Here is a 23,083-nt window from a genome sequence, read left to right on the forward strand (position 1 = left end):
TCCCCTCAACAAATCAACAACAACCGATACTCCCCTTCATTTTCTATTGGAGCTCTGTGAATACAAGGCATTACTTGTTGTTTTGGATGATCTACGGCAAGTCGCCAAAGATGCCCTAAACCTAAATTAACAGGTTCTGCATCTTTATGTAGCTGATAATGCAAATCAAAATAATTTTCCTTCAAAAAATCTTCGAATTCTTCCGGTGGTCCTTCATGCAGTTCTTTTAGCTTTGCCCGGATTTCCGGAATCAGGATTTTTTGCTTTGCCTGCGCATTAGCAATAATATCACTTGCGGCTCCGTGATACGTACATAAAAAAGTATCTGTTGCAATGGGCGAACGATCAACATGAAACGAATACACATCGGTCGAAATGAAATCAAATTCATCGTCACGTTCATAACATTTCAGTAAATTAAGAGCCGGCGAAGCGCCAAAATCTGTTAATAATTGTAAATCATTCAGGATTATTTCTCGTGCTATATTTCCCTTTTCGGATAGTTTTAGTGCGATTAGATCTTCAGGATGAATTTCTGTTATATTTTCTGCTAAATTTTCTTTTATACTGAGTTGGGTTACAATCTCGTTAAAATCACCATCTAAATTTCTGTACCAGCATATGGCATTCATTTCTCCTTTAAAATCGGTATGTACAAGATCAGAAAAAGTAGATACTGTTGCGATTTGGCTGTTGTCAGAAAATGTATTGTTCATGTTGTAATTTAAGAAACTGGTTAATTCGTGCGTTACAAAATTATGTAATAGTAGTTAGTTTCGGGAGATTACTCAAAAAAAAAGATCAAACCGTATGAAACGTTTGATCTTTATATAGTGCTTATCCCTGGTTTAAGATATTCCAATCGCTAATATTAGCGGTTTTCAAATTCTCTGCGGTTGTAAAAAGCATCGTCATTACTGTCATAATTTGGATCGTTTTCGGGATAATATGATTTCATTACCCTTCTTTCATATTCTCTGTCAAAATTATGCTGAGTATTGTATCTGCTTGTGTTTCTAAAGGTATCATAGCCTATACTGTTTGCCATAACAATTTTGGTATCTGTATTTATGTTCACAGATCCAATTGGAATAATAATATGGCTGTCTCCTTCTTTATAAACAAACTCTTTTCCGCTGTCGTTTGCTATAACGTCACGCACTTCATTATGATGGTCTTCAATTAATTTTTTATCTAATTTTACATCCAGATAAACCACGCGCTGCATGTCTTTATTTACCCAAAGGTTATCAATTTTACCAATAGTATGGTTTTCTGAGTCTACTATCTTCCATCCTCTTACATCAGAATAATTTGATGCTACTTTGTAATCAGAAAGCTCGTCCAGTCTGTATAAGTTTTTGTCTCTATTTTCCATAATTTTTTTAATTAATGTTTATTTACTTTATACAATAGCAACACTTTTATAAGCTCTGGCAATCGTGCCGTTACTTTCTGTAATTGTCTTATTATTGGGTATTGTATTTGCAGCACCATTCGTATTTTCGATTTTTGTATCGGTTTGGTTATCATGCGTATTATCTCTGAAATAGATAAAATATATAACGGCTGCTATGAGCAGTATAGCGATAATCCAAGGCCATACCACTTTCTTTTTCTCAATTTTAATCTCTGCCATAACGTAATTTTTTTTGATTATAAAATAGTTTTAAAATACAATTAAAGATACAAATGAGAAAAAGACTAAGAAGTATTTAATTTCGGCAGGATGTTACACAATTCCCAGTAGATTGATTTGGAAGATTATTTATGATTATACATTTTCTGGTAATAAAAAAATGCTTAACCTATCTTCATATCATCGCAACGAGTGTGCTTTAACCAAAAAGTTCGCAAAGCTTTTATGATTTAGCTTTGCGAACCTTATGTTTTCTGAGTTACGAAATTGTCCGGTTCCTCTTATTATTTAATTGGATTGCCGGGACAATTCAGCTTCGGTATGCAGTACACAAACCCAATTATTATTTTCTTTAATCCAGGTAGAAGTGCAGGCACATTTCATAGGGGCTTTTTGTTCATCATCCGTTATTCCTAATTCTATTGCGTATGCTATTACTGCAGTATTTTCGGCAATTAATTGCGATTCGACATCAGAAAAATTCAATACTTTTATTTTATTGCCATCACCTGATTCAAACATTTTTTTAAAACTTGCCTCATCTACAGTTTGTACTCCATTTTTGCCAGCGATTATACAAGGAAAACGAGTAAGATTTTTTACTGTTTCATAATCGTGATTTTCCATTCCCTGCCAATATTTTTTTTCCAGTTCAATAATTTGCCTTTCCATAATCATCAATTTATTAATTAAACATTTTTTACAAAGTTCAAATTAATATTAAAATGAAGGAACATTTTTAACATAGATTTAATTATCAGCATATTAAGAAAACATACTTTTCCTGAATTTGATTAAAACTATTGTTTTTGTCTGAATTATAATTTCTTATTTCCTGGGTAAATAAATCCAAAAAGTAGTTCCTTCTCCCAGTTTGCTTGTAAAATCAATAATCCCGTTATGGTTTTCAATAATGCGTCGGCATAAAGCGAGGCCTATTCCGTTTCCTCCGTATTGATCGCGTTCGTGCAGGCGCTGGAACATATTAAAGATACGGCTTGAATATTGGCTTTCTATCCCAATACCATTATCCGTAATAGAGATAATATCGTAATTGCCTGACGAAGCCAATTGATTGTTGCCATCAGGCATAAGAGTTGCAGAAATGGTTACAGACGGTAAAGAAGTATTAAATTTAAGTGCATTATTAACAAGATTATAAAACAATTGACGCAACTGCGCGCTTAGTCCTAAAACTTGCGGTAATGGTTCTATATTTATTACAGCATTTTTTTCTTCAATAATCATGCTTAAATCACCCAGAATTTCGGCCGTTATTTCATTAAGGTCTACTTCTTCAAAAAATTGCTTGTTATTGTCTATTCTGGAATAATTAAGAACATCTGTAATTAAATCTGATAATCGTGTTGCTGATAATATAATCCTGTCAAAATAATAATCCTTTTTTTGCTCTTCGGATAAATGCTGACTGGCGCGTGAAATCATGATCATAATTTTACGGAGCGGCTCCTGAAGATCATGACTGGCAATATAAGCAAACTGCTCTAACTCTTTATTTTTAAAGACTAATTTGGAATTGGCACTTTCTAATTCGCTTTGGATGATTTTTAATTCCGAATTATCTTTCAGTGCTTCAACGATCATTTTTTGCGCATTTATATCTATAAAATAAACGAGCCAGCTGTTAAAAGAACCGTCTTCTGATTTATTCGGAATCATAGTAACAAGATGCCAAACATACGAGGAATTATTCTGAACACGGATTTCTCCCGAAAAAGAAGATCGGTTTAATTTTGCTTTATCCCACCCTTCCAGAATTATTTCAATATCTTCCGGATGAATAAAATTCATCAGATTTTTTCTTTCGAAAGTTGGAGGCGGTACTTTTAAATAATTCAATAATGATTCATTATATAAAAGTACTTTATTGCGTTCATTGACTTCGCAAATCAAAATCGGAATTGTATTGGCTAATTTTCTGTATCTGTTTTCGCTTTCGGTTAATTTTTCTGAAAGTGCAATCAATTCAATATTTTTCTTTCTGATCTCATCATATGGCGATAACGGCGGCTCAAACTTAAAATAATCAATGAGCGATTTTATCTTTGTTTCTGACAGAAGTCCGGGAGATGGAACTGGCTGACTTATCTTGGTAATAGATTGATTTCCTTTAAAACTATATTCTATATCGCCGGAGATTTTAGAGGCATAATTATACGCTTCCGGATTGTAGCTTTTTAAATCGACACTATCTGTAATTATGGCTACAATTTCTTTTTGCGTTGCCTTAATACTGTTAATGCAGAGCACGAGCAGTGAGTTTTTGCCTTTTGCGATCGAACATCTGGCAATTTCAGAAACTGCTGTAGAAAATCTTGTTTGAAAAGACGATTGCATACCACACATTTCGGCAATTTTCATGGAGCGCTTGTGGGCAAGAATCAAATCCATTTCATTATCAAGATTTATTTTTATGATCTCTTTCATCGCGCTTACATTATTTTACCTACAAGAATAGATGCATCATCAGTTCCTCTAATATTTTCCTTAAAGATAGCTGATGCAATTATACCAGAATGTTGTTTTACTATTGAGGTCATTTCATTTAAATTCCATCTTGTGCGCAATCCGTCACTGTGCATTACAATAATCTGATGTTTTTTGTAAGGAACAGTTGTGCTGTTTAAAGTGCGGGGGATATTATGGCCTATGATTCCGTTATACGGCGTATAGGTTTTATTATCTAATCCGTCATAAATACGTGTACTTATATTGCCAATACCGCATATAGTCCATGTTTCTGACTGATAATCGACAGTTGCTATAGTTCCAACAAGTCCTCTGCTCTTTTTTACTTTTGCATGGATGTCCCTTAGAATTTCAGCAGGTTCTGTTTCTATTGACTGTCGAAAAGCTTTAATGGCTAATTCTACTGCTTCATTAGCATTTTGACCATGACCTAAACCATCTCCTAAAAAAATTTGAAAACCTTTTCTTGATGATTTAACATGATAGCCGTCTCCACAAATTTTTTCGCCAGGATAGTTAACTGCAATTGCGGCATAATTTAAACCACTTTGCAAAGAAGGCAAAGACAAATCAGACTTTTCCCCAATTTTGATGTACTGGACACATCCCCAATTTTTCATGGAATAAATCTGAAAATCATTGCTAAGCCTTTTTATAGAGCCTAATCCGTGTCCTAGTGTATTGGATGAAGAATAGCCGTCATTCATTATTTTTGCAAGGTTTTCGAACCCAACACCTTTATCCAGACAATATATTTCGATTATATTATGTTCATCCTCTGCATTAGCTCTGTATAAAAGCTCTCCTCCTTTTGCATATTTAATAAGATTAGAAGTTAATTCTGCCACTATAATGTCAGTTTCGGCAGCTCGATGTGGTGAAAATCCTATATGAAGTGCAAGGTTGTGTATTTCTCTTTTTATAAAAGCGATCAAACTGCGATCGTCAATTTTATAGCTGGAAAACGTATTATCCATTTTTCCATTTTGTTATAGTAACGGTTGTACCGTTGCCAAGTTCTGTTTTAATATCAAATTCATTGACGAGTCTTTTGGTTCCCGGGAGTCCTAAACCTAAACTTTTTCCGGTGCTGTATCCGTCTTTCATAGCCAATGATACATCGGCTATTCCGGGGCCTTTATCAATAAAAGTTACGCGCACGCCATTATCACGGCCATTACTGACCGACTCAATGATGACTTTGCCGCCACCGCCATATTTAAGGAGATTACGAACAAGTTCGCTTGTTGCCGTAATTAATTTGGTTTGATTTAAAATGCTCATTCCAATTTTTACGCCATACTCTTTTACGCGGTTGCGTAACGGCACTACATCTTGTTCTCTTATAATTAAGGCTTCTTCTTTACTATTCGTTATCGTCGTCATAATCCTGCTCTTCATTATCGCTAGTTTGCATTTTTGAGCGCAGTAGATCCATGCCTTTTTCAACATTCAGGGCACTTATAACTCCGTTTAAGGACAATCCAAGTTCAACAAGTGTAATGGCTACCGCAGGCTGCATTCCTACAACAACTGTTTGTGCATCCATTATTTTAGACATCACGGCTATATTTCCTAAAATCCTTCCCATAAAGGAATCGATAATAGAAACAGCCGATATATCAATTAACACTCCTTTTGAACTATTTTTGCTTATGGTGTTAATTAAATCCGATTCAAGATTTTCTGCAAGTTGGTCGTACAAATCTACTTGTATGGTAACAAGCAAAAAATCGCCCATTTTTAGTATAGGAATTCTTTCCATATCAATTATAAAATCTTAAACTAATTTTCTTTTAACAACAGTAAGCTGCAGCATATCAAATGCTGTTTTAAGAGCACTCGCAAGTGATGCTTTTGTAATAATACCTGTAAGATCTATCCCTAAATGTACTACTGTTTGTGCAATTTCCGGACGAATACCGCTAATGATACATTCAGCTCCCATTAAACGCGTTGCGCTAACAGTTTTGATAAGATGCTGCGCTACAAGCGAATCTACAGCCGGAACACCAGAAATATCAAGAATAGCAATAGAGCTCCCTGTATCAACGATTTGCTGTAATAAATTTTCCATTACAATCTGTGTTCTTGAACTGTCTAAAGTTCCAATAATTGGTAATGCTACGATACCTTCCCATACTGTAATAACAGGAGTCGAAATTTCGCTGATTTCATCCACTTGTCTTGATATAACATCTTCTCTGCCTCTCATGAAGGCCTCAAATGTCATAATAGTCATGTTATCTATAATTGCATTCAGTTCTAAATTAGCCTGATACAAATGCTCAGAATCTGTAATTAGTTCAGAAAGAATTTGCGAAGAAGCTTGTTTGAAAGTTGTAAGATATTGTGCGTTTTCTCTTGGCGAAAATCCGCGTTTTCCTCTTGAAGTTGAAATTCCAACAATAAGGTCCTCAACTTTTTCAAATTCAGGAGAATCCTGAAATCTGCCATTTAATGTTGTCAGTGCGCTTAAAAAGAGAGAAGCAAATTCTTTAGATTCTTCTTCTTCAACTGCCCCATCATCAGAACCACTTTCGATAAGAAGTTGTGACCATATTTTTAGTAATTTATTTTCGTGCTCTTTTAAGCCCCCTAGGAAGTTGTCTTGCATGTGGTATGATTTTGTAATTTCTCTAACAAATATAGGATTTAAAATTTGAAAATGAGAAATGAAGTATTAAAATAGAAAAATAGCTGATTTTAAAAAGTTTTTCTAACAAAACAGCTTTGATTTTGAAATTATTTGCGGATTTATTAAGAAATTAAAAAAATAAATATAAAAAATTCCGGCAATTCAAAAATTCGAAAAAAGTACCATTGGATTTGATATGTAAATAAAGTTTAAAATAAAAACAGAGGCTGTTTCACAATTGTGAAACAGCCTCTTATATTTTGTAAAGAGCACACTAATTTTTATTCAGCTTCTAATTTCTAATATAAATAATTAAGAGCTGTAATATCATTTGCATTAAAAGCTCCAGTTTCGCTTCCGCTGAAACATGCTCTCATGTATGAAGTAGCATCATATCCTGAAGGTGTTCCCGGAATTTGGATTGCTCCAACGCCAGCTGTTCCTTCGCTAGAATTTTGTCCACAGCTTTGACGGCTAAACCAATCTGTATGGCGTAAACCAATACAGTGACCAATTTCGTGTGCAGCTACGTGTGCGTTTACTCCAGTTGAATACGTATCTAATCCAGAATATAAAGTAACTGAATTAAAAGGATTTCCTCCTGAAGGAAAACCTGCTACCCCACCGGCAGACCCGGATTGTCTCCGGACAACGATGTTTGCACCAGAAGTACTTGAACTAAAAGTCAGCGTAAAATTAATAGACAATCCCATGTTATTGTATCTATTAATTGCAGCTTGCAATCCAGCACGCATATTTGTAGACAGCGCTGTTGTGCCAGTTCCTGTTAATCCAACAACTTTAATCGTTTTTGGAGTAGAAACTAAATTAGTAGTACGGTATTGTTCTGTAGTAATACCTCCGTGAAGATCCATTTTGTTTAATTGATCCTGAGTAATAATAATATCACCTTCTACCAAAAATGCATCTTCAATAGTACCATCTGTTTTAGTATTCTTAATTACCTGAACATCTGTATTATTTAGTGAAAGCGCACTAAGTTTATTTAACACTTCTTGTGTTACTTTAAGAGATCCCTGATCGGATTGAGTTGTTGTCTCTTCTTCTTTATTACAAGAAAATAGCGTTAGCGCTATGAAGGACAAGGCCATAATTGATTTGATTGTTTTCATAATAATAGGTTTTTTGGTTGTAAAAATTAGCTGATAAATTAGAGGCTTTCACAAAATATTGTAATATTTGTAACCAAATTTATATAATTTTTAATCTTAAAATACTTATAAAATAATTATTTAACAAATTTAACATTTTTTGTTATATTATTTTATATCAGTTTTTAGTTACAATTATCAGTGCGCCCAGTAAAATCAATAACTCAATACAAATCAATCTATTAAGTATAATATTTACTATTTAAATATTTTATTTGTTTTGCAGCTGTTAAGAAATGATTTAGAAACTTATATGAGATTTAAAAACAAATACAGTTATAAAAAAAGAATACTCTAAAAGGTTTTGAAGATTTTGCAGGAAATAAAAAATCATATTTTTTTTACAAATAATTTAATAACTTTGACTTTACCTACAACGCATAAATATTTCAAATAGAAATTATTAAGCATAAATTTCAACTTTTGATGGATCTGATTTAAGAAGTAAAAAAAGCTGTAATAGTCAATTTTTAAATCATTAATAAGAATGTTTATAATAGCCCTAACATCTGCAGTAAATGAAGAAACGAATTACTTTTCTCCTTTTTATAATAACGACAATCAGTTTCTCACAAAATTCTGAGAAATGGAAACTATACATCAAAAAAGAAAACGTAACAAAATTTGAGAAATACTATTTTACATCTTTAGAAAATGCACATCACAACAACTACAAAATTGTAAAAAAACTGGACAATACTTTTTGTATTGTCGAAAATGAAAGTTCAAAATCCAATCGGGTTTCAAAAAATATTCAGCCAGTAAATAGTTTATGGAAATTACCATCCAATTTTTCAAATCATTCCGAAGACAAACCCTATATAATCTCAACTGATACGATCCAAACCTTACTTACAGATTTAAAATCCATACACATTTCTGACATCAAAATATTGGATAATCATCTTGTAATGATAAAAAGTGATTCCAAAAAAATTAGGGATGAAATTATTCCTTTAAACAGCGTAACTTCTGTTTCCCAGGAATCGTTTCAGCCAAAAGCGGAATCTAAAATAACAGATCAAAATTTTACGATCAATTTCATCAATAAAGCCCATACTAATTTTCCGCTTGCAACAGGCGAAAATCAAATTGTGGCAATCAAAGATGATTTTTTTGATGTAAATGATATTGATTTATTGAATAAACACATTCCTTCACAAACAGAATCGGCTGTAGTATCAAGCCACGCAACGGCTATGGCAACTATAGTTTCCGGATTGGGAAATAGTTCTGCATTAGGAAAAGGTGTCGCGCAAAAAGCTAAAATCCATTCCTCTGACTTCTTGAATATTTATCCTGACGAAATCGCAACTTTGCAGGGCGTTTTTACTCAAAATCATTCTTACGGTACCGAAATTGAGAATTTTTATGGTTCGCTCGCAAATGCTTATGATTCCCAATTATTCTCAAATCCTGATTTAACGCACTGTTTTTCGTCTGGCAACACCGGACTTAACGGTTATAAATCGATTACAGGTAATTTCAAACAATCCAAAAATAGTATTGTAATAGGCTGCATCGACCAAAATGAAGTAATTATGCCTTTTTCTTCAAAAGGTCCGGCGTTTGACGGCCGAATAAAACCGGAGTTAGTCGCTTTTAGTACACAAGGAACTTCAAATGCTGCAGCAGTTGCCACAGGAATTATTACGCTTATGAAACAGCATTATAAAACAATAAACAATATCGCCTTGAGTAATACACTGACAAAAGCAATTTTAATAAATAGTGCCAAAGATTTAGGCAACGCAGGTCCTGATTTTACCTATGGTTATGGCAATATCAATGCTGATAAATGTTTAAAAACGATCAGCGAAAACAGAATTATATCCGGCAATTTGACCTCTGGACAGACAAATTCTCATACTATTATGCTTCCTGCAAATGCAAAAAACTTAAAAATCACCTTAGTCTGGAACGATTTGCCCGCTGCAATCAATAGTAATATCAGTTTGGTAAACGATTTGGATCTGGAAGTTATTTCGGTTGATAATACCGCTTTTTTACCCTGGATTCTTAATCCGGAATCTCCTGAACAGCAAGCTTTAAGAGGAAAAGATAAAATAAATACCGTAGAACAGGTCACTATCGAAAACTTAGCATCCGGATCTTATACCGTTAATGTTATGGGTTCGTATATTTCGAATGCTTCTCAGGAATACAGCATCGCTTACGAATATGAATTGGAAAATCAATTTGAATGGAATTACCCAATCAATACTGATAATTTTCCTTACGACGGCAAAACTATTTCGCCTTTCAAATGGAATTCTTCGTTTTCTGGTATTTCCGGACAATTGTCTATTAGTTATAATAATGGACAAACCTGGGAAGTTATTGGAAATGAGATAAATCTCCAGAATGAACAATTTACTTACAATCCTTTGGAACAAAAATTTTCAAAAGCAAAATTAAAAATGACCATCAATAATGTCGATTATATCTCTGATTCTTTTACGATTTCTTATGATTTAAATATCAGCACGAGTTTAGTTTGCGATGGCACAACAGAAATTAATTGGGACAAACCTGCCGATGTTTCTTCTTTTAATATTTATCAGCTTACAGGAGATTATTTGGAATTTAAAGAGCAAACCACAAACACAAACTATATTTATAATGATGGGAAAATTTACACGATTACTCCTGTTTTTGATACTAACGAAGGAATAAAAAGCGAGTCAACATTACAATATGCCCAAAACTCAAATTGCTATTTTGAGTTGGCTTTTGCCGAAGTTTTTGAAGAGGATAAAGTAAAGATTGATGCGAGTCTTTTCAGCTTATATAACATCAAAAGAATTGAGTTAATCAAAATAAATAATAATGGCGAAAGTGTTATTAACACTATAAATAATCTCAATTCAAAAACATTTTCTTTTGTAGATTTAGATCCTGTAAAGGGCAGCAATACCTATAAAATCAATATCATTTTAGAAAGCAATATTATAATAGGTTCTTCGATTCTTAATGCTAATTATTTAGGCGATGATTTGTTTTTTGTTTATCCCACATTATTAAGCAAAAATGAGGAATTAAATATTGAAGCAAAAAAAGAAGGAAACGCTACTTTTTATTTGTACAACATTAGCGGACAAAATACGCTTACTTCGCCTTTGCTTTCTAAAACGAATAATATCAACCTAAAAAATACTGCTTCGGGAATTTATATCTATAAAATAATTACAAGTTCAGGTGAAATGCAAACTGGGAAAATTGCCGTTTTTTAAATGACTATTCAGATCCGGATCCTGCAAAATCAAAATATTATTATGTAATAGAATAGGCGAACAGAAAACCTAAATTTGAGTTGATCTTATAAAAAAACAGTTATGAAAAATTTCTCAATCCTTCTACTATCGATTTTCTTTTTCTCATGTCAACAAAAAGAAAATACTAAAACTGCTGTTGATGTTGCCTCAGATACAACGCTCACAACGAAAAGCACAACAAAAACTACAGAAGAAAGCAAACCAGAAAACATAGAAGAGAACAAACAAACAGGCGACACTATCGTCATGAATTATACAGATGAAAAAGGCCTGTTTACAGCTCAGGGTACTATAGATTCGATTCATTCGAGAGTATATGTCAAATTTAAAAATGAAAATATAGGCGAATTAAAAGGAAATATTGTTCCAACTACAGGAAAAGGAAACATTCGTTTTAATCAAGTTATTTTTCCCGATAAATCTTCAGACGGACCTTTTGGAATGGATTTAAAAATTCCCCTTAAACAAAAAGGAGATTATATCTTAGTAATTGGACATTCTCAAATGGCTGATAATCCTTATGTTGGTGAATTTAAGGTTCAATTGGAAAATAAAAAACAATAATGATGACGCTTCATAATTTGATTTCAATTCAACCAAATTAGCATCCCGATATAACAAAAAAACACCTGCAATTTGCAGGTGTTTTTATATACATTCATTTAAGTATATTAAGCTACTACTACGTTAACAGCGTTCGGGCCTTTTTTGCCTTCTGCCACATCGTAACGTACTTCATCGTTCTCACGAATGTTTTCTGATAAACCTGAAACGTGAACAAAAATTTCACTTCCACCGTTTTTTGGAGTAATAAATCCAAAACCTTTTTCTTCATTGAAGAATTTTACTGTACCTTCTTGCATATTATAATTATTTGTTGAAATTCAAATGTAAGACTTTTATTTATATTTTACTGGAAAAGAACAACTTATATTTAAAATTTCTGTTATTTTATTAAATTATTAAAAATCAGACATTTCACATCCGGCAAACAAAACTTAATTATAGCGTTAAATATACTGTAATTTAGTCTGTTTTAACCTGAAATTACTTTTCTATTTCACCGTTATTTCCAATGCAAATAATTAATATTTATCAAGTTAGTGAATGATTTCAAATAATATGAATTTGAATTTATAAAGGGCAAATTCAAAATTAAATGCCTTTTTCTAAATTCATCTATTTTACATCAAACCATAGTTTTGTAGTCAGCAAATCTTTCCCCTGAGCAGTTACTGCAGCCTGATAACTAATTCCGTTCAACGATTGTTCTGTTCCCGGATAAAAGAAACGCGAAGGTATCTGCCCGTCTAAAACTGTTGCCGGACCAGCCGTTAATACCGGATAATCCAGTCTTCTCCACTCTACAAAAGCATCAAGACCTTGTCCGTAAAATGCGATCCATTTTTGCGTACCTATCGATTTGGCATAATTTGTTGCATCATACTTCACAGTTGCCTGATTAAGATAATTCGCAATAACTGTCGCATCTGTAATACCAAATTGATTCAGCGATGCCGTAATGGCATTTTTATAAAACTGTTCTGCATCTCCAGCAATATAACCTCGCGCCACAGCTTCTGAAAGATTGAATAATGTTTCTGAATAAGAAGCAATTACAGCCGGCGATGTTGAGGTCAGGAAGTATTTGCCCGGTTTTGATGTTTTCGCAAAACCCTGACTATTAGCATCACTGTTTGATAATCCGTTAGCTGCACCAACATATTTATTTACACTTGTATCTGATGGTAATTGTGCAAATACAGGCAAACGCGGATCTGATAATGCATATAATTTATCGACCAAAGTTTTTGAAATACGATAATCATCACGGGTTTCAAACCATGCCGAAGCCGGATTTTGCTGAGGTGAACTGATGTAATTAAACTGAAAAGTATCGCTATTGCTGCTCAATACTCCTGCAGCATCAGTCGTTGCTTCGATCGCAGCTTGTTTTGCCAAAGCAGGTTCTCTGTCTGAAATTCTCAATGCAATACGCAAACGAAGCGAGTTTACTAGTTTTTTCCATTTTAAAATATCGCCTTTATAAACCAAATCACCGGTTACAGCGCCGCCTGTTGTATTTAGCAAAGTCTGCGCTTGTTTTAAATCTTCCAATAATCCTGTGTAAACTTCTTTTTGGGTATTATAGGCCGGCGTTACTTTTTGACCTGCTTCTTTATACGGAATATTTCCGTAAGCATCTGTCAGCAATAAAAATGTCCATGAGCGCAAAGTCAATGCAATTCCTTTATAATTGGAGTTTGCCTGATCTGCAGGGAAATTAAGAATCGTGTTCAAATCTGTAATCAAAGTGGCATATCCCGTATTCCACAAAGTCGTGAAAGACGTGTTCGAAACATCGTATCTGTCCGGTTCTGTATATTGAATTTTTGCCCAATGCTGCACAAATAATAAAGACGAATCAAAATTATTTGTTGATCCCCAATATAAATCAGCACCTTGTTTTAGCGATCCGGTTAACAGATAAGGCGCTAATGGTGTTTCGGTTGCATTTGGATTTTTATTAATTTCATCCAGATCGTTGCTGCAAGAAGTCAGTGACAATGCAAACAGCGTTATATAAGCTATTTTTTTTAGCATGATTTCGTGTTTTTAAAATTTAAGATTAACATTAAGGCTGAAATTTCTGGTTGTTGGCAAAGTCAAACTCTCCAATCCTTGTGCATTTCCAGTATTAAAAGCCGATTCCGGATCGATATTTGGCACGTCTTTGTAAATAAAGAACAAGTTACGGCTTGCCGCAGTAATACTTGCTCCTGCCAATCCCAGTTTTTTAACTAGTTTTTTATCAGCATTATAAGTAAGTCTTACTTCTCTCAGTTTTACATAAGTTGAACTGTAAATGTAGGCTTCACTAATATTGTAGGACGCTTTGTAATATTCCTGTGCACTAAGAACTGTAGTATTTGGAGTTCCGTCAGCATAAACGCCTTTAAAAATCATTCCGTCATCATAAACCGGCACTCCGCCAGGAGCAGTTGTACCTGTTAACAAGGTTTTTGGATTAGAAGTATTGTTGCCTGGATAATAGTAATTTAAACCGCCATTTTCTGCATCACGACCCGGAAGCGTTTGCGCCAATACACCTGTATAATTACCTGTTCTGTTTGTTCCTGAAAAAATCTGTCCGCCTACACTTGCATCAATAAGAAATGAAAGTTCAAGGTTTTTATACGTTAATGTATTCGTAACACCACCAATATAATCTGGTGTATAATGTCCTAATACTTTTTTTGTCGGATCTGCTTTTGGCAATCCATTTGCACCAACAACAATGTTTCCGCTTGCGTCACGCAAATACGCTGTTCCGTAAAGTGCTCCATAAGCTTGTCCTACAGATGCTAATACATCAACTCCTCCAGAAGTACCAATCGTGTAGTTTTGAATTTGTTTGTCATAATCAAGAATCTCTACCTTGCTCGTATTCTTTGAATAATTTACTCCAACATTCCATTTGAAATTTTCAGTTTGAACAGGATTTCCGTCCAATTGAATTTCGATACCATGATTGTTTATTTTTCCTGCATTGATTAATTGTGAATTATAACCACTTGCTGCAGTTGTTTTTATTTCCAAAATCTGGTCTAAACTATTGGTATTGTAATACGCAACATCAAAATGAAGTCTGTTTTTCCAGAAAGAAGCTTCTAAACCAACTTCGGTAGAACGTGTCGTTTCCGGTTTCAGGTTATCATTCAATTTCTTTTGTGAAGAAGTTTGAATCGGATTTCCGTCGAATGCTGTCTGAAAATTATAAACCGTAGACAATTGATACGGATCTGCATCGTTCCCAACTTCAGACCATCCGCCACGAATCTTTAAGAAATCAAGTGTATTGCTTTTCAGATTAAAGGCATCAGATAAAATCAAACTACCATTAACAGAAGGATAAAAGTAAGAACGGTTATTGCTTGGCAATGTTGATGACCAATCGTTACGCGCCGTTAAATTTAAAAAAGCATAGTTTCTAAAACCCAATTGTGCAGATGCATATCCACTGTAAACCTTTAATCTTGAATAGGAATTTGATGACGTTAACGGATCTCTGGAATTTGTTAATGTATACAAATCAGGAACAGCCAAACGTGGTGCTTTTTGATAATTGTTTGCATCGCTATGCGTACGAACATTGAATCCGGCAAGGGCATCTAAACTAAAATCTTCACCCAGTTTTTTGGTATACGTAAAAATACCTTCTGTATTTTGTTCGCTTACTGTATAAGCATCTTCCGCATATGATCCGAAAGGAGTTCCGTTTGTACCATATTTAATCGTGTATTTTCTGCGATCGTTATAATAATCCACTCCGGTACGGAATTTAAAATTAAGTCCATCCGCAAGTTTTGCATCCAAATGGATATCACCAATCAAACGGTTGCGCTGCTGGCTGGTCGTATTATAATAAGCATTCCAATATGGATTGCTATAATAGCTGTTGTTCCAGTTTACATCTCTGTTATTTTCAAGTTCATGCGTATCAACCTGACGTCCGAACCAAAGAAACTGAAGCATAACACCCGCAGCACGGTTACCCGATGGACCACCCGGAAGTGCCGGAGCATCTGTAACAATATAATTGGCATTTACACCTACTTTTATACTTTGAGATAATTGGTAATTCGTGTTAATGGTAAAGTTTGTTTTGTTTACTTCACTATTTGGTACTGTTCCCAATTGTTTTTGATTGTTTACTCCTAAACGGAAATCTGATTTATCATCTGATTTTGCTACAGAAATACTATTATCATATGTAAGACCCGTATTAAAAAAGTCCTTCACATTATCAGGATGCGCTATAAAAGGCACTGCCACACCATTTGAATTAAATTGCGGAATAAGACGTCCGTCTAATTTTGGTCCCCAGCTTTCATCAACTCCATCATTAATTCCGCCTCCTTTTCCATCAACATAACTGAATTTTCCGTTTGAACCTTGTCCAAATGAATTTTGAAAAGTTGGTAAAGTAGTCACTTGAGAAGCTGTTATCCCAGTACTAAAACTTATACCAAGACCTTTTTGATTTTTCCCTGATTTTGTAGTAATCAAAACCACACCATGCGCTGCACGTGATCCGTAAAGCGCAGCAGCATTTGGACCTTTTAATACCGTTAAAGTTTCGATATCCTGCGGATTTATATCTGCAATTGCATTTTTGAAATCGCGGGTTGCTCCGCCAACGCTTCCTAACTGCGAGTTGTCTACAGGAACTCCGTCTACCACAAATAACGGCTGGTTATTTCCGGCAATAGAAGTTTCACCGCGAATAACGATACGGGAAGATCCCATATCACCCTGAGAATTGGTAATGCGTACACCTGCCAATTTACCCGTAAGGCCATTCAAAAAGTTCGTTTCTTTTGTTTCTCCTAAATCCTTGCCTTTGAGCGCCTGAGTTGTATATCCCAGCGATTTTTTTTCTTTTGAAATTCCAAGTGCGGTAACTACTACTTCTGACAACGCGTTTTGTTCCTGGGTAATTTCAATGACAACTGAATTTTTATCTACTACAGTTTCTGATCTTTTATAACCCAGAAAACTTACGATTAAAGTATAAGGAAATTTTTGTCCGGTCTGGAAATAAAACTTCCCGTCAAAATCAGTTACAACGCCGTGTGTCGTGCCTTTTATGTTTATCGAAGCTCCAATTACAGGTTCTTTTGTAACCGCATCGATCACTATTCCTTCGAGTCTGGATTGTATTAACGGCTTCGTCTCTTGGGCTTTTATTCCTATGGAAATCAACAAAATGCATAGCCATGCATATCTATTTAATTTTTTTTTCATTACTTTGTTTTGGTTTAATACATAAGGCGAGCCGAAAACGGATTCACTCCATTCTCGCTTCCTTATAGAAGAGATGTACAATTTCTTTAAGCTTCGCCATTTCTGCTGCAACAGAAATGGTTTTTTTTTAACTGCAACACATTCGCTTTTTCATTTTTTTTATTTTGGATTACTATTTATTTGAATTGCTTTTTTCAGGATTTCAACCCTAACATTCAGGCTTCCTCTTTTTAAAAATTAATATGAATTAAAGATTGATGAATTTTCAACAGCCATAACTCTTAAAATATAAATTACTAAATGGTTTTAGCTGTTCAAAAACGACAATGTATTTTATGGGCTTTAATCGGTTTTGCGTTAATTTGTTTTAAATACTACTAATTTGATAGAACAAAAGTATATTAAAAATATTAACCTCAAAATTTTAATCGCTTTTTTTACAAAAAAAATGTTAATTAAATTAAGTGTCAAATTTTAAATTACTTAAAACAAAAGAGTTAATGCGGAATATTATTTTTACAAAGCGTAAGATTTTTACTAAAATTAATCAACATAATGTGAAAATATTAATTGTTTTCAAAAATCTGTATTCTTCGTGAAAGCGCGTTATCATTGAAAAAATAATAAAACAAAAAAGGCGGCTAAGAAAAAATTGCTTTTAACTTAGTCGCCTTTAGATATATTTAAATCAGGATATTTTTAGTCTTTTTCTATTGATGAAATTAAATTGTTACTATTCGTTTTTACTTCTTTATAATTTGAAATTTTAAGTTAAATTGATGACCACATTTCCATATTCAATACTATTATCGAGCATTTTTTGATGTGCCAATGGCAATTCCTCCCAACTAAATTCCTGCGATATTACCGGATGAAATTTTTTCTGTAAAATAAGCTGATTGGCATTGTACAATTCTGATAATGATGAAAAATGAGATCCCTGAATTCTTTTTTGTCGCATCCAGACAAACGAAGCATCAAAAGACATATTAAATCCTGACGTAGCACCGCAGAAAACAACCATTCCACCTGATTTTACAACATATGTACTTACCGGAAAAGTTTGAGAACCAATATGATCCAGAACAATATCAGGATTCACTTTTTTGCCTAAGATATCCCAAATTGCACTTCCAAATTTTCTAACTTCTTTCAAATATTCCTTGTATTCTTCCTTTTTATTAATGTCCGGCAAAGTGCCCCAGCAATTAAACTTTTGTCGGTTAATATAGCCAACCGCACCTAGTTCCAAACATTTTTCTCCTCGTTCATCGCTCGATGTAACGGCAACAGCATTTCCGCCTGCCAATTTAATTAACTGAATCGCGGTTGCTCCCAAACCTCCGCTTCCGCCCCACACCAATACATTTGTTCCCGGTTTTAAATCATTCGGCGCAAAGCCATAAAGCATTCTCCAGACCGTCGCATACGTCAGCATATATCCGCCGGCTTCTCCCCATGTTAAGTGTTTTGGTTTTTGAAGCAATTGCTGCGCGCGAACTTTGGTATACTGCGCAAAAGATCCATACGGAGTTTCATATCCCCATATTTTTTGCGATTCGCAAAGCATCGGATTTCCACCGTTGCATTCCTGACATATGCCACAGGTTTGACCACAGTGCACGATAACTTCATCACCAATTTTAAATTTAAATTCCGGATTGTTTTTCAATCCCTCTCCTACTTCCCATATAATCCCGGACGCATCGCTTCCGGCAATATGAAAATCTTTTCCATGAAATGCAGTTGGCGAAGCCGGTTCTCCTAATCCGGCCCAAAGACCGTTATAATTTACTCCTGCAGCCATTACTTTGACTAAAACTTCGTTAAATCCAAGTTTTGGAGTTGCAATAATTTCGCGTTGAAAGGCCTGATCCGGAGTACCGTGATTTTCCGGTCTTATAACATAAGCATGCATTAGGGCTGGTGTATGGCCTAAAGGCGGACATTCATCCATTTCGTATAAATCTTTTACAACTAATTCATTTGAAAGTTCAAGTACTAATTTTTCCATAATTTTAATTGTTAACTTTTATTTTTAATTGTCTTTTTCTAAAATATAATGTGCGTTTCCTGAACTCTTACAAGGTCACGTTTTGCGGTGATTGAACAGTATTTGTTGTCAATTTTAAAGCTTTTTGTATACCACGTATCTTCTCCGTAATTGGTATAACCTTTATCTATTTCGATTTTGGTAAGCGGAATCGACATTCCTTTTCCTATCGCTTTAATAACAGATTCTTTCTTGGTCCAGAATTCATAAAACTTATCTAATCCTTCTTTATTTATAGCTTCAAATTCGCGGGATGAAAAAACATTTTCGAACAAAGAATAATCTATTTCATTGATTTCTTCAATGTCAATCCCTACATCTTGTTTGCTAAAAACACATACAACGGTATTGCCGCTGTGAGAAATATTAAAGTTAAAACCACTGTCAAGCATATAAGGTTTGCCATAACTGTCTTTCATGATTTTCTCAAATTCAAATGAATTATATCCCAAAATATAAGATCCCATGCATACCATTAGTTTTCCGAACAAGCAATTGTATCTGTCATTCAACTTTCTGTATTTAAGTACTTCCTGCTTAAATTTTTGAGGCAAAAATTCCAGGTAATATTTTAGAATATCCTGATCCGGATTGCTGTCATTTGAATATTGAAATAAATAATATTCATCTTCTTTTAAATCTATTCTGGGAATGGATTTAAAATCACTAAAGGCTAAGTAATGTATCGAATTTTGCATAATTCTTTGAATGTGTATAAAAATATACGATGAAGTTTTTCACTATATATTTTGCATTAGACTTTACCAATATTTTATTTTTTTTCATTTCGATACTAAAATTTCTATTATCGAATAGTGTTTTTTATTCTGGTTATTCTGATGTTTTTTAGACTGCTTTAGCTTTATTTCCAGCCAATGAAATCTCAGCAAGCAAAGCCCTTAACGGACATACTTCGTTTTTTGTATTATTAGCATCAGATGCCAGTTTTCCTTGTTTTATTAAACTTAATTCACGTCCGCACATTCCATTTTTAGCACAGTTACATTTTGGTTTACGATCTTTCATCTTATGTGATTATTTTAAGTTATCGATAGTTTTAAAAAAGTAAAGGAACGCTCCGCCCAATATCATCGGGTTTCAGGGTTTGGGTAATTCATAAAAGCCATATGAAACACATAAAAACATAGTATTTGCGGGTAAAAAAACGCTATGTTTCTATGTGTTGAAATTAATTTGGATTAATTATGTACCAGTTTTCTGTTGTTGAATAATTGTCCTGTTTTATAGCCAAAAAAGAAGAGAATTGCCGTGTTTAAGGCGCTAAATATTGGAAACAAAACGTATATGAATAAGCTGGATAATCCCAGATTTATCAGAAGACCATTTACATAATCCACGCGTGATTGATAGATCAGAAATACAGTTGTAAATACGATAAGCCCAAGTATAAAAGACTTTAAGAATACTTTATTGTTTTCTATTAAAAAAGAAGACACAAAGCCTGTTAAAATCGTAAATATCAATATTATGGTATAGTTGTTTATTAAAAATTGTGGTATTAATACAACTATAAATGGCAGGTAATTCAGTATGTTTTTCATTAGTTAAATTTTATAATGTTTTTAATATTTGTAAGTTTCTCAGGATTATCGGCATATTGCACGGTTTTGTACTGGCCTTTGCTCCAGGATGCAATTTGATCTTTGTAATGTTTTGAATTTATCATACCGCTTTGACCTCCGGCCAGAATGGTATGCGCCTGCATTTTTCCGTCTTTTACTTCATAAACGGCACGAAAAACCGGGTGAAATGTCTGTGTATTGATATTAATGGTATTGATGTTTCCGCCAGCGTTTTCAATTTTTTCTCCTAAGCCCGGAATGAACAAAATGTTATTGATATCAAATTGAGAGATCTTTTTGTAGGTAACATTTTTCCATTTATCACCATATTGTTTGGTTAAAGTGTCCAGTGTTTTCTCGAAAATCGCATCTACAATTTTTTGCTTGTTATCAGCCGGAATCGTGTATTTTTTATCATTTAAATATTTTACAAAATACTCTAACGAAGGTTCTTGTTTGACCTGAAGTTTGGTTTTCGCAAATTGCTTCGCTTCTGCTATCGATACATTTCGTAATGTTTCATAAACCAAAGCCTGATTTTCCTGACCGTTCATGTTTCCGTCCCAGTTTTTTAATTCTTTTGCGATATCATTATACTTGCTTTTCAGGGTATAATTATTCATTAATGTTTTAAAATCATTAAGAGAAATATCCACTTCATCGCTTTGCATTTTCTGAATTTCGGCAACCGTCCAGTTTTTATTTTCTTCTAATAAAGTATAAATACGTTTTGCCCTGTAATTGTCTTTTGAACCGTGTGCGCCAAAATAAACGTTGTTCTGAATTGGCTGCTGATTTGCCGAAAACAAAAATCCTTTCTCCGGATTATAAGCAGACCAAAAAGAATTTAAAGGTTTTGAAGGAATATATTTTTTTGTTCCATCAAGCAACTGACCAACATATCCGGTACTTCTTTCCGGCAATTGTCCTGCACAAACAATCCCGATATTATCATTTACATCACTATAAGCAAAGTTTTGCGGCGGATAACTATAGTCTTTTAATGCTGTTGAAAATCCATCCCAATTTTGACTTTTCATTACTTCGTACATGGCTTTTACAGAGTTGCTTTTTTCTGCTGCATACCAATGCTGTGCATAATACTGACCATCCTCTTCTTTTATAACTTTACCTTGTAATGTACTTTTGTATTTTTCGATATAATCAGATTTGCCTTTTACTTTGATTGTATAATTTTTAACAATAAACGGAATCCATTTTCCTTCATAAAGGTATAAACTGTCATTTTTTACCTGAAGTTTGTATCGGTCAACCAGATCCCATTCTCCATTTGTAATTCCCCACGAAAGTTTATCATTATGTCCGCTTACCACCACGGGAACGCCGGGAACTGTAAAACCATACACTTTAAAATTATCGGTTACGATCTGAGCTTCATAAAAAGCTTCCGGAAGTGTCAAAAACAAATGCGGATCATTAGCCAGAATGTTCTTTTTACTTTTTGTTTTGGTATTATTTACAACCCAGTTATTACTTCCAATTCCCTGATAGAATTTATGGCTCGTCATTAATTTAGATCCTAAATCAAATATGGATTCTTCTTTTTTCTGAGTTTCTGCAGCAGTAATATCTGAAGATTGTACTTCTAATTTTGGCGCTTTTATTGTTGATGGAACTGAATTTGAAGGCAAAATCGTATTGATCCCATCCGGTTTTAAAGGATAAAAATAGTTTCTGACATCTGCCGGTAATTCCTGATAAATTTCCTGCTGATCGATATGATGATCAAAAAAAGTCAGGGTATAACTCATATACCAGGTAAATAACAAAGAATATTCGGTTTTCCATTTTCTTGGCGCAGTTCCTAACGCTTTATAGATAGGATCTGTATTTTCATTTTTATCCAAATAAGCATTTACTCCATCTGAATAGGCTTGTAAATAAGCATAAAATTCAGGGTTTTCGCGCTTGTAAGTTGCCAGAAGTTCTACTGATTTTTGTTCAAATTCATACGGTTTCCAAAATTTATCCGATTTTAAAGTTCCTGCCCATAAAAGTTCAGATAATCTTCCTTGTACAATTCTGGACACCATTTCCATCTGAAAATACCTGTCTTTTGCATGCATATATCCCAATCCGTAGGCTGATGCATTTTTTGTAGAACCATATATGTGTGGAATTCCAACATTATCGACATAGATATCTAGTTTCTGTTTGCTCTGAATTTCCTGAGTTCCATTGCTTTCTAACGGCACCGATAACAAACCTGTTTTATAGGTCGTTAATTTGCCCAATGAACCAAACGGCCCTAAATTAAAAGTAGTAACAAATATCCAGGCTAGAAATAACAAGCCTCCAAGTACTACTTTGATTACTTTAATTGTTTTTTTCTTTTTCATTTTTTTGAGATTATATCTTTAAATAATAAATTTTGTATGATGTGTAATTTGGTTTCATCCCGCTA

19 protein-coding genes are annotated in these 23,083 nt (G+C 33.9%); 2 read left to right on the top strand and 17 right to left on the bottom strand.

The genetic code is table 11. From position 1 onward, the window contains the following. Positions 1 to 5 precede the first annotated feature (5 nt). The 10 genes from ACZ0AH_RS12610 to ACZ0AH_RS12655 form a co-directional block, all read right to left on the bottom strand. Positions 6 to 716 carry a DUF1826 domain-containing protein gene (locus ACZ0AH_RS12610; RefSeq protein WP_463476146.1) on the bottom strand — a complete coding sequence of 237 codons (711 nt, stop codon included), beginning with the start codon at positions 714 to 716 and terminating at the stop codon, positions 6 to 8. A gap of 155 nt (positions 717 to 871) precedes the next feature. After that, positions 872 to 1,378: a PRC-barrel domain-containing protein gene (locus ACZ0AH_RS12615; protein ID WP_463476147.1), complete on the bottom strand. Its 507-nt coding sequence runs from the start codon at positions 1,376 to 1,378 to the stop codon at positions 872 to 874. 27 nt (positions 1,379 to 1,405) lie between these two features. Beyond that, positions 1,406 to 1,639: a hypothetical protein gene (locus ACZ0AH_RS12620; RefSeq protein WP_463476148.1), complete on the bottom strand. Its 234-nt coding sequence runs from the start codon at positions 1,637 to 1,639 to the stop codon at positions 1,406 to 1,408. Between the two features lie 288 nt (positions 1,640 to 1,927). Further along, entirely contained in the window at positions 1,928 to 2,311 is a 384-nt protein-coding gene (locus tag ACZ0AH_RS12625; protein WP_463476149.1) for a nuclear transport factor 2 family protein, read from the bottom strand. A 156-nt stretch (positions 2,312 to 2,467) separates the two neighbouring features. Then, complete coding sequence (locus ACZ0AH_RS12630; protein ID WP_463476150.1) at positions 2,468 to 4,087, bottom strand: sensor histidine kinase; 1,620 nt, start codon at positions 4,085 to 4,087, stop codon at positions 2,468 to 2,470. 5 nt (positions 4,088 to 4,092) lie between these two features. Continuing rightward, on the bottom strand, positions 4,093 to 5,106 hold the full coding sequence (locus tag ACZ0AH_RS12635; protein ID WP_463476151.1) for a SpoIIE family protein phosphatase: 1,014 nt from the start codon (positions 5,104 to 5,106) through the stop codon (positions 4,093 to 4,095). After that, complete coding sequence (locus ACZ0AH_RS12640; protein ID WP_463476152.1) at positions 5,099 to 5,530, bottom strand: anti-sigma regulatory factor; 432 nt, start codon at positions 5,528 to 5,530, stop codon at positions 5,099 to 5,101. The genes ACZ0AH_RS12635 and ACZ0AH_RS12640 overlap by 8 nt, the downstream gene beginning before the upstream one ends. After that, on the bottom strand, positions 5,496 to 5,894 hold the full coding sequence (locus ACZ0AH_RS12645; protein WP_463476153.1) for an STAS domain-containing protein: 399 nt from the start codon (positions 5,892 to 5,894) through the stop codon (positions 5,496 to 5,498). The genes ACZ0AH_RS12640 and ACZ0AH_RS12645 overlap by 35 nt, the downstream gene beginning before the upstream one ends. Positions 5,895 to 5,909: 15 nt before the next feature. Further along, positions 5,910 to 6,746 (bottom strand): STAS domain-containing protein, encoded by an 837-nt coding sequence (locus ACZ0AH_RS12650; RefSeq protein ID WP_463476154.1) that lies wholly within the window; start codon positions 6,744 to 6,746, stop codon positions 5,910 to 5,912. A 320-nt stretch (positions 6,747 to 7,066) separates the two neighbouring features. After that, on the bottom strand, positions 7,067 to 7,900 hold the full coding sequence (locus ACZ0AH_RS12655; protein WP_463476155.1) for a M57 family metalloprotease: 834 nt from the start codon (positions 7,898 to 7,900) through the stop codon (positions 7,067 to 7,069). A 557-nt stretch (positions 7,901 to 8,457) separates the two neighbouring features. Between ACZ0AH_RS12655 and ACZ0AH_RS12660 the strand changes: the two genes are divergently transcribed. Both ACZ0AH_RS12660 and ACZ0AH_RS12665 read left to right on the top strand, forming a co-directional pair. Continuing rightward, positions 8,458 to 11,172 carry a S8 family serine peptidase gene (locus ACZ0AH_RS12660; RefSeq protein WP_463476156.1) on the top strand — a complete coding sequence of 905 codons (2,715 nt, stop codon included), beginning with the start codon at positions 8,458 to 8,460 and terminating at the stop codon, positions 11,170 to 11,172. Positions 11,173 to 11,274: 102 nt separating this feature from the next. Next, positions 11,275 to 11,778 carry a hypothetical protein gene (locus tag ACZ0AH_RS12665; protein WP_463476157.1) on the top strand — a complete coding sequence of 168 codons (504 nt, stop codon included), beginning with the start codon at positions 11,275 to 11,277 and terminating at the stop codon, positions 11,776 to 11,778. A gap of 107 nt (positions 11,779 to 11,885) precedes the next feature. Here the strand turns inward: ACZ0AH_RS12665 and ACZ0AH_RS12670 are convergent, their stop codons facing one another. The 7 genes from ACZ0AH_RS12670 to ACZ0AH_RS12700 all read right to left on the bottom strand — a co-directional run bounded on the left by ACZ0AH_RS12670 (position 11,886) and on the right by ACZ0AH_RS12700 (position 23,018). Beyond that, a complete protein-coding gene (locus tag ACZ0AH_RS12670) occupies positions 11,886 to 12,077 on the bottom strand; it encodes a cold-shock protein (protein ID WP_056194237.1) in 192 nt (63 codons plus the stop codon). Positions 12,078 to 12,393: 316 nt separating this feature from the next. Next, a complete protein-coding gene (locus tag ACZ0AH_RS12675) occupies positions 12,394 to 13,818 on the bottom strand; it encodes a SusD/RagB family nutrient-binding outer membrane lipoprotein (protein WP_463476158.1) in 1,425 nt (474 codons plus the stop codon). Between the two features lie 12 nt (positions 13,819 to 13,830). After that, entirely contained in the window at positions 13,831 to 17,022 is a 3,192-nt protein-coding gene (locus tag ACZ0AH_RS12680; protein WP_463476159.1) for a SusC/RagA family TonB-linked outer membrane protein, read from the bottom strand. A 766-nt stretch (positions 17,023 to 17,788) separates the two neighbouring features. Beyond that, positions 17,789 to 19,036 (bottom strand): crotonyl-CoA carboxylase/reductase, encoded by a 1,248-nt coding sequence (gene ccrA / locus ACZ0AH_RS12685; RefSeq protein WP_463476160.1) that lies wholly within the window; start codon positions 19,034 to 19,036, stop codon positions 17,789 to 17,791. 38 nt (positions 19,037 to 19,074) lie between these two features. Beyond that, complete coding sequence (locus tag ACZ0AH_RS12690) at positions 19,075 to 19,773, bottom strand: 4'-phosphopantetheinyl transferase family protein (protein ID WP_463476161.1); 699 nt, start codon at positions 19,771 to 19,773, stop codon at positions 19,075 to 19,077. Positions 19,774 to 19,921: 148 nt separating this feature from the next. After that, positions 19,922 to 20,101, bottom strand: coding sequence for a hypothetical protein (locus ACZ0AH_RS12695; protein WP_463476162.1), 180 nt, complete (start codon positions 20,099 to 20,101; stop codon positions 19,922 to 19,924). A 535-nt stretch (positions 20,102 to 20,636) separates the two neighbouring features. Next, a complete protein-coding gene (locus tag ACZ0AH_RS12700) occupies positions 20,637 to 23,018 on the bottom strand; it encodes a penicillin acylase family protein (protein WP_463476163.1) in 2,382 nt (793 codons plus the stop codon). Positions 23,019 to 23,083 lie beyond the last annotated feature (65 nt).

Source organism: Flavobacterium sp. AC105 (assembly GCF_979258495.1).

Bases quoted from the DNA above. Each gene is read 5' to 3' on its own strand.
- ccrA (WP_463476160.1), bottom strand. From the start codon at position 19,036: ATGGAAAAATTAGTACTTGAACTTTCAAATGAATTAGTTGTAAAAGAT.
- ACZ0AH_RS12640 (WP_463476152.1), bottom strand. From the start codon at position 5,530: ATGAAGAGCAGGATTATGACGACGATAACGAATAGTAAAGAAGAAGCC.
- ACZ0AH_RS12695 (WP_463476162.1), bottom strand. From the start codon at position 20,101: ATGAAAGATCGTAAACCAAAATGTAACTGTGCTAAAAATGGAATGTGC.
- ACZ0AH_RS12635 (WP_463476151.1), bottom strand. From the start codon at position 5,106: ATGGATAATACGTTTTCCAGCTATAAAATTGACGATCGCAGTTTGATC.
- ACZ0AH_RS12615 (WP_463476147.1), bottom strand. From the start codon at position 1,378: ATGGAAAATAGAGACAAAAACTTATACAGACTGGACGAGCTTTCTGAT.
- ACZ0AH_RS12625 (WP_463476149.1), bottom strand. From the start codon at position 2,311: ATGGAAAGGCAAATTATTGAACTGGAAAAAAAATATTGGCAGGGAATG.
- ACZ0AH_RS12690 (WP_463476161.1), bottom strand. From the start codon at position 19,773: ATGCAAAATTCGATACATTACTTAGCCTTTAGTGATTTTAAATCCATT.
- ACZ0AH_RS12650 (WP_463476154.1), bottom strand. From the start codon at position 6,746: ATGCAAGACAACTTCCTAGGGGGCTTAAAAGAGCACGAAAATAAATTA.
- ACZ0AH_RS12630 (WP_463476150.1), bottom strand. From the start codon at position 4,087: ATGAAAGAGATCATAAAAATAAATCTTGATAATGAAATGGATTTGATT.
- ACZ0AH_RS12620 (WP_463476148.1), bottom strand. From the start codon at position 1,639: ATGGCAGAGATTAAAATTGAGAAAAAGAAAGTGGTATGGCCTTGGATT.
- ACZ0AH_RS12665 (WP_463476157.1), top strand. From the start codon at position 11,275: ATGAAAAATTTCTCAATCCTTCTACTATCGATTTTCTTTTTCTCATGT.
- ACZ0AH_RS12700 (WP_463476163.1), bottom strand. From the start codon at position 23,018: ATGAAAAAGAAAAAAACAATTAAAGTAATCAAAGTAGTACTTGGAGGC.
- ACZ0AH_RS12660 (WP_463476156.1), top strand. From the start codon at position 8,458: ATGAAGAAACGAATTACTTTTCTCCTTTTTATAATAACGACAATCAGT.
- ACZ0AH_RS12645 (WP_463476153.1), bottom strand. From the start codon at position 5,894: ATGGAAAGAATTCCTATACTAAAAATGGGCGATTTTTTGCTTGTTACC.
- ACZ0AH_RS12655 (WP_463476155.1), bottom strand. From the start codon at position 7,900: ATGAAAACAATCAAATCAATTATGGCCTTGTCCTTCATAGCGCTAACG.
- ACZ0AH_RS12680 (WP_463476159.1), bottom strand. From the start codon at position 17,022: ATGAAAAAAAAATTAAATAGATATGCATGGCTATGCATTTTGTTGATT.
- ACZ0AH_RS12610 (WP_463476146.1), bottom strand. From the start codon at position 716: ATGAACAATACATTTTCTGACAACAGCCAAATCGCAACAGTATCTACT.
- ACZ0AH_RS12670 (WP_056194237.1), bottom strand. From the start codon at position 12,077: ATGCAAGAAGGTACAGTAAAATTCTTCAATGAAGAAAAAGGTTTTGGA.
- ACZ0AH_RS12675 (WP_463476158.1), bottom strand. From the start codon at position 13,818: ATGCTAAAAAAAATAGCTTATATAACGCTGTTTGCATTGTCACTGACT.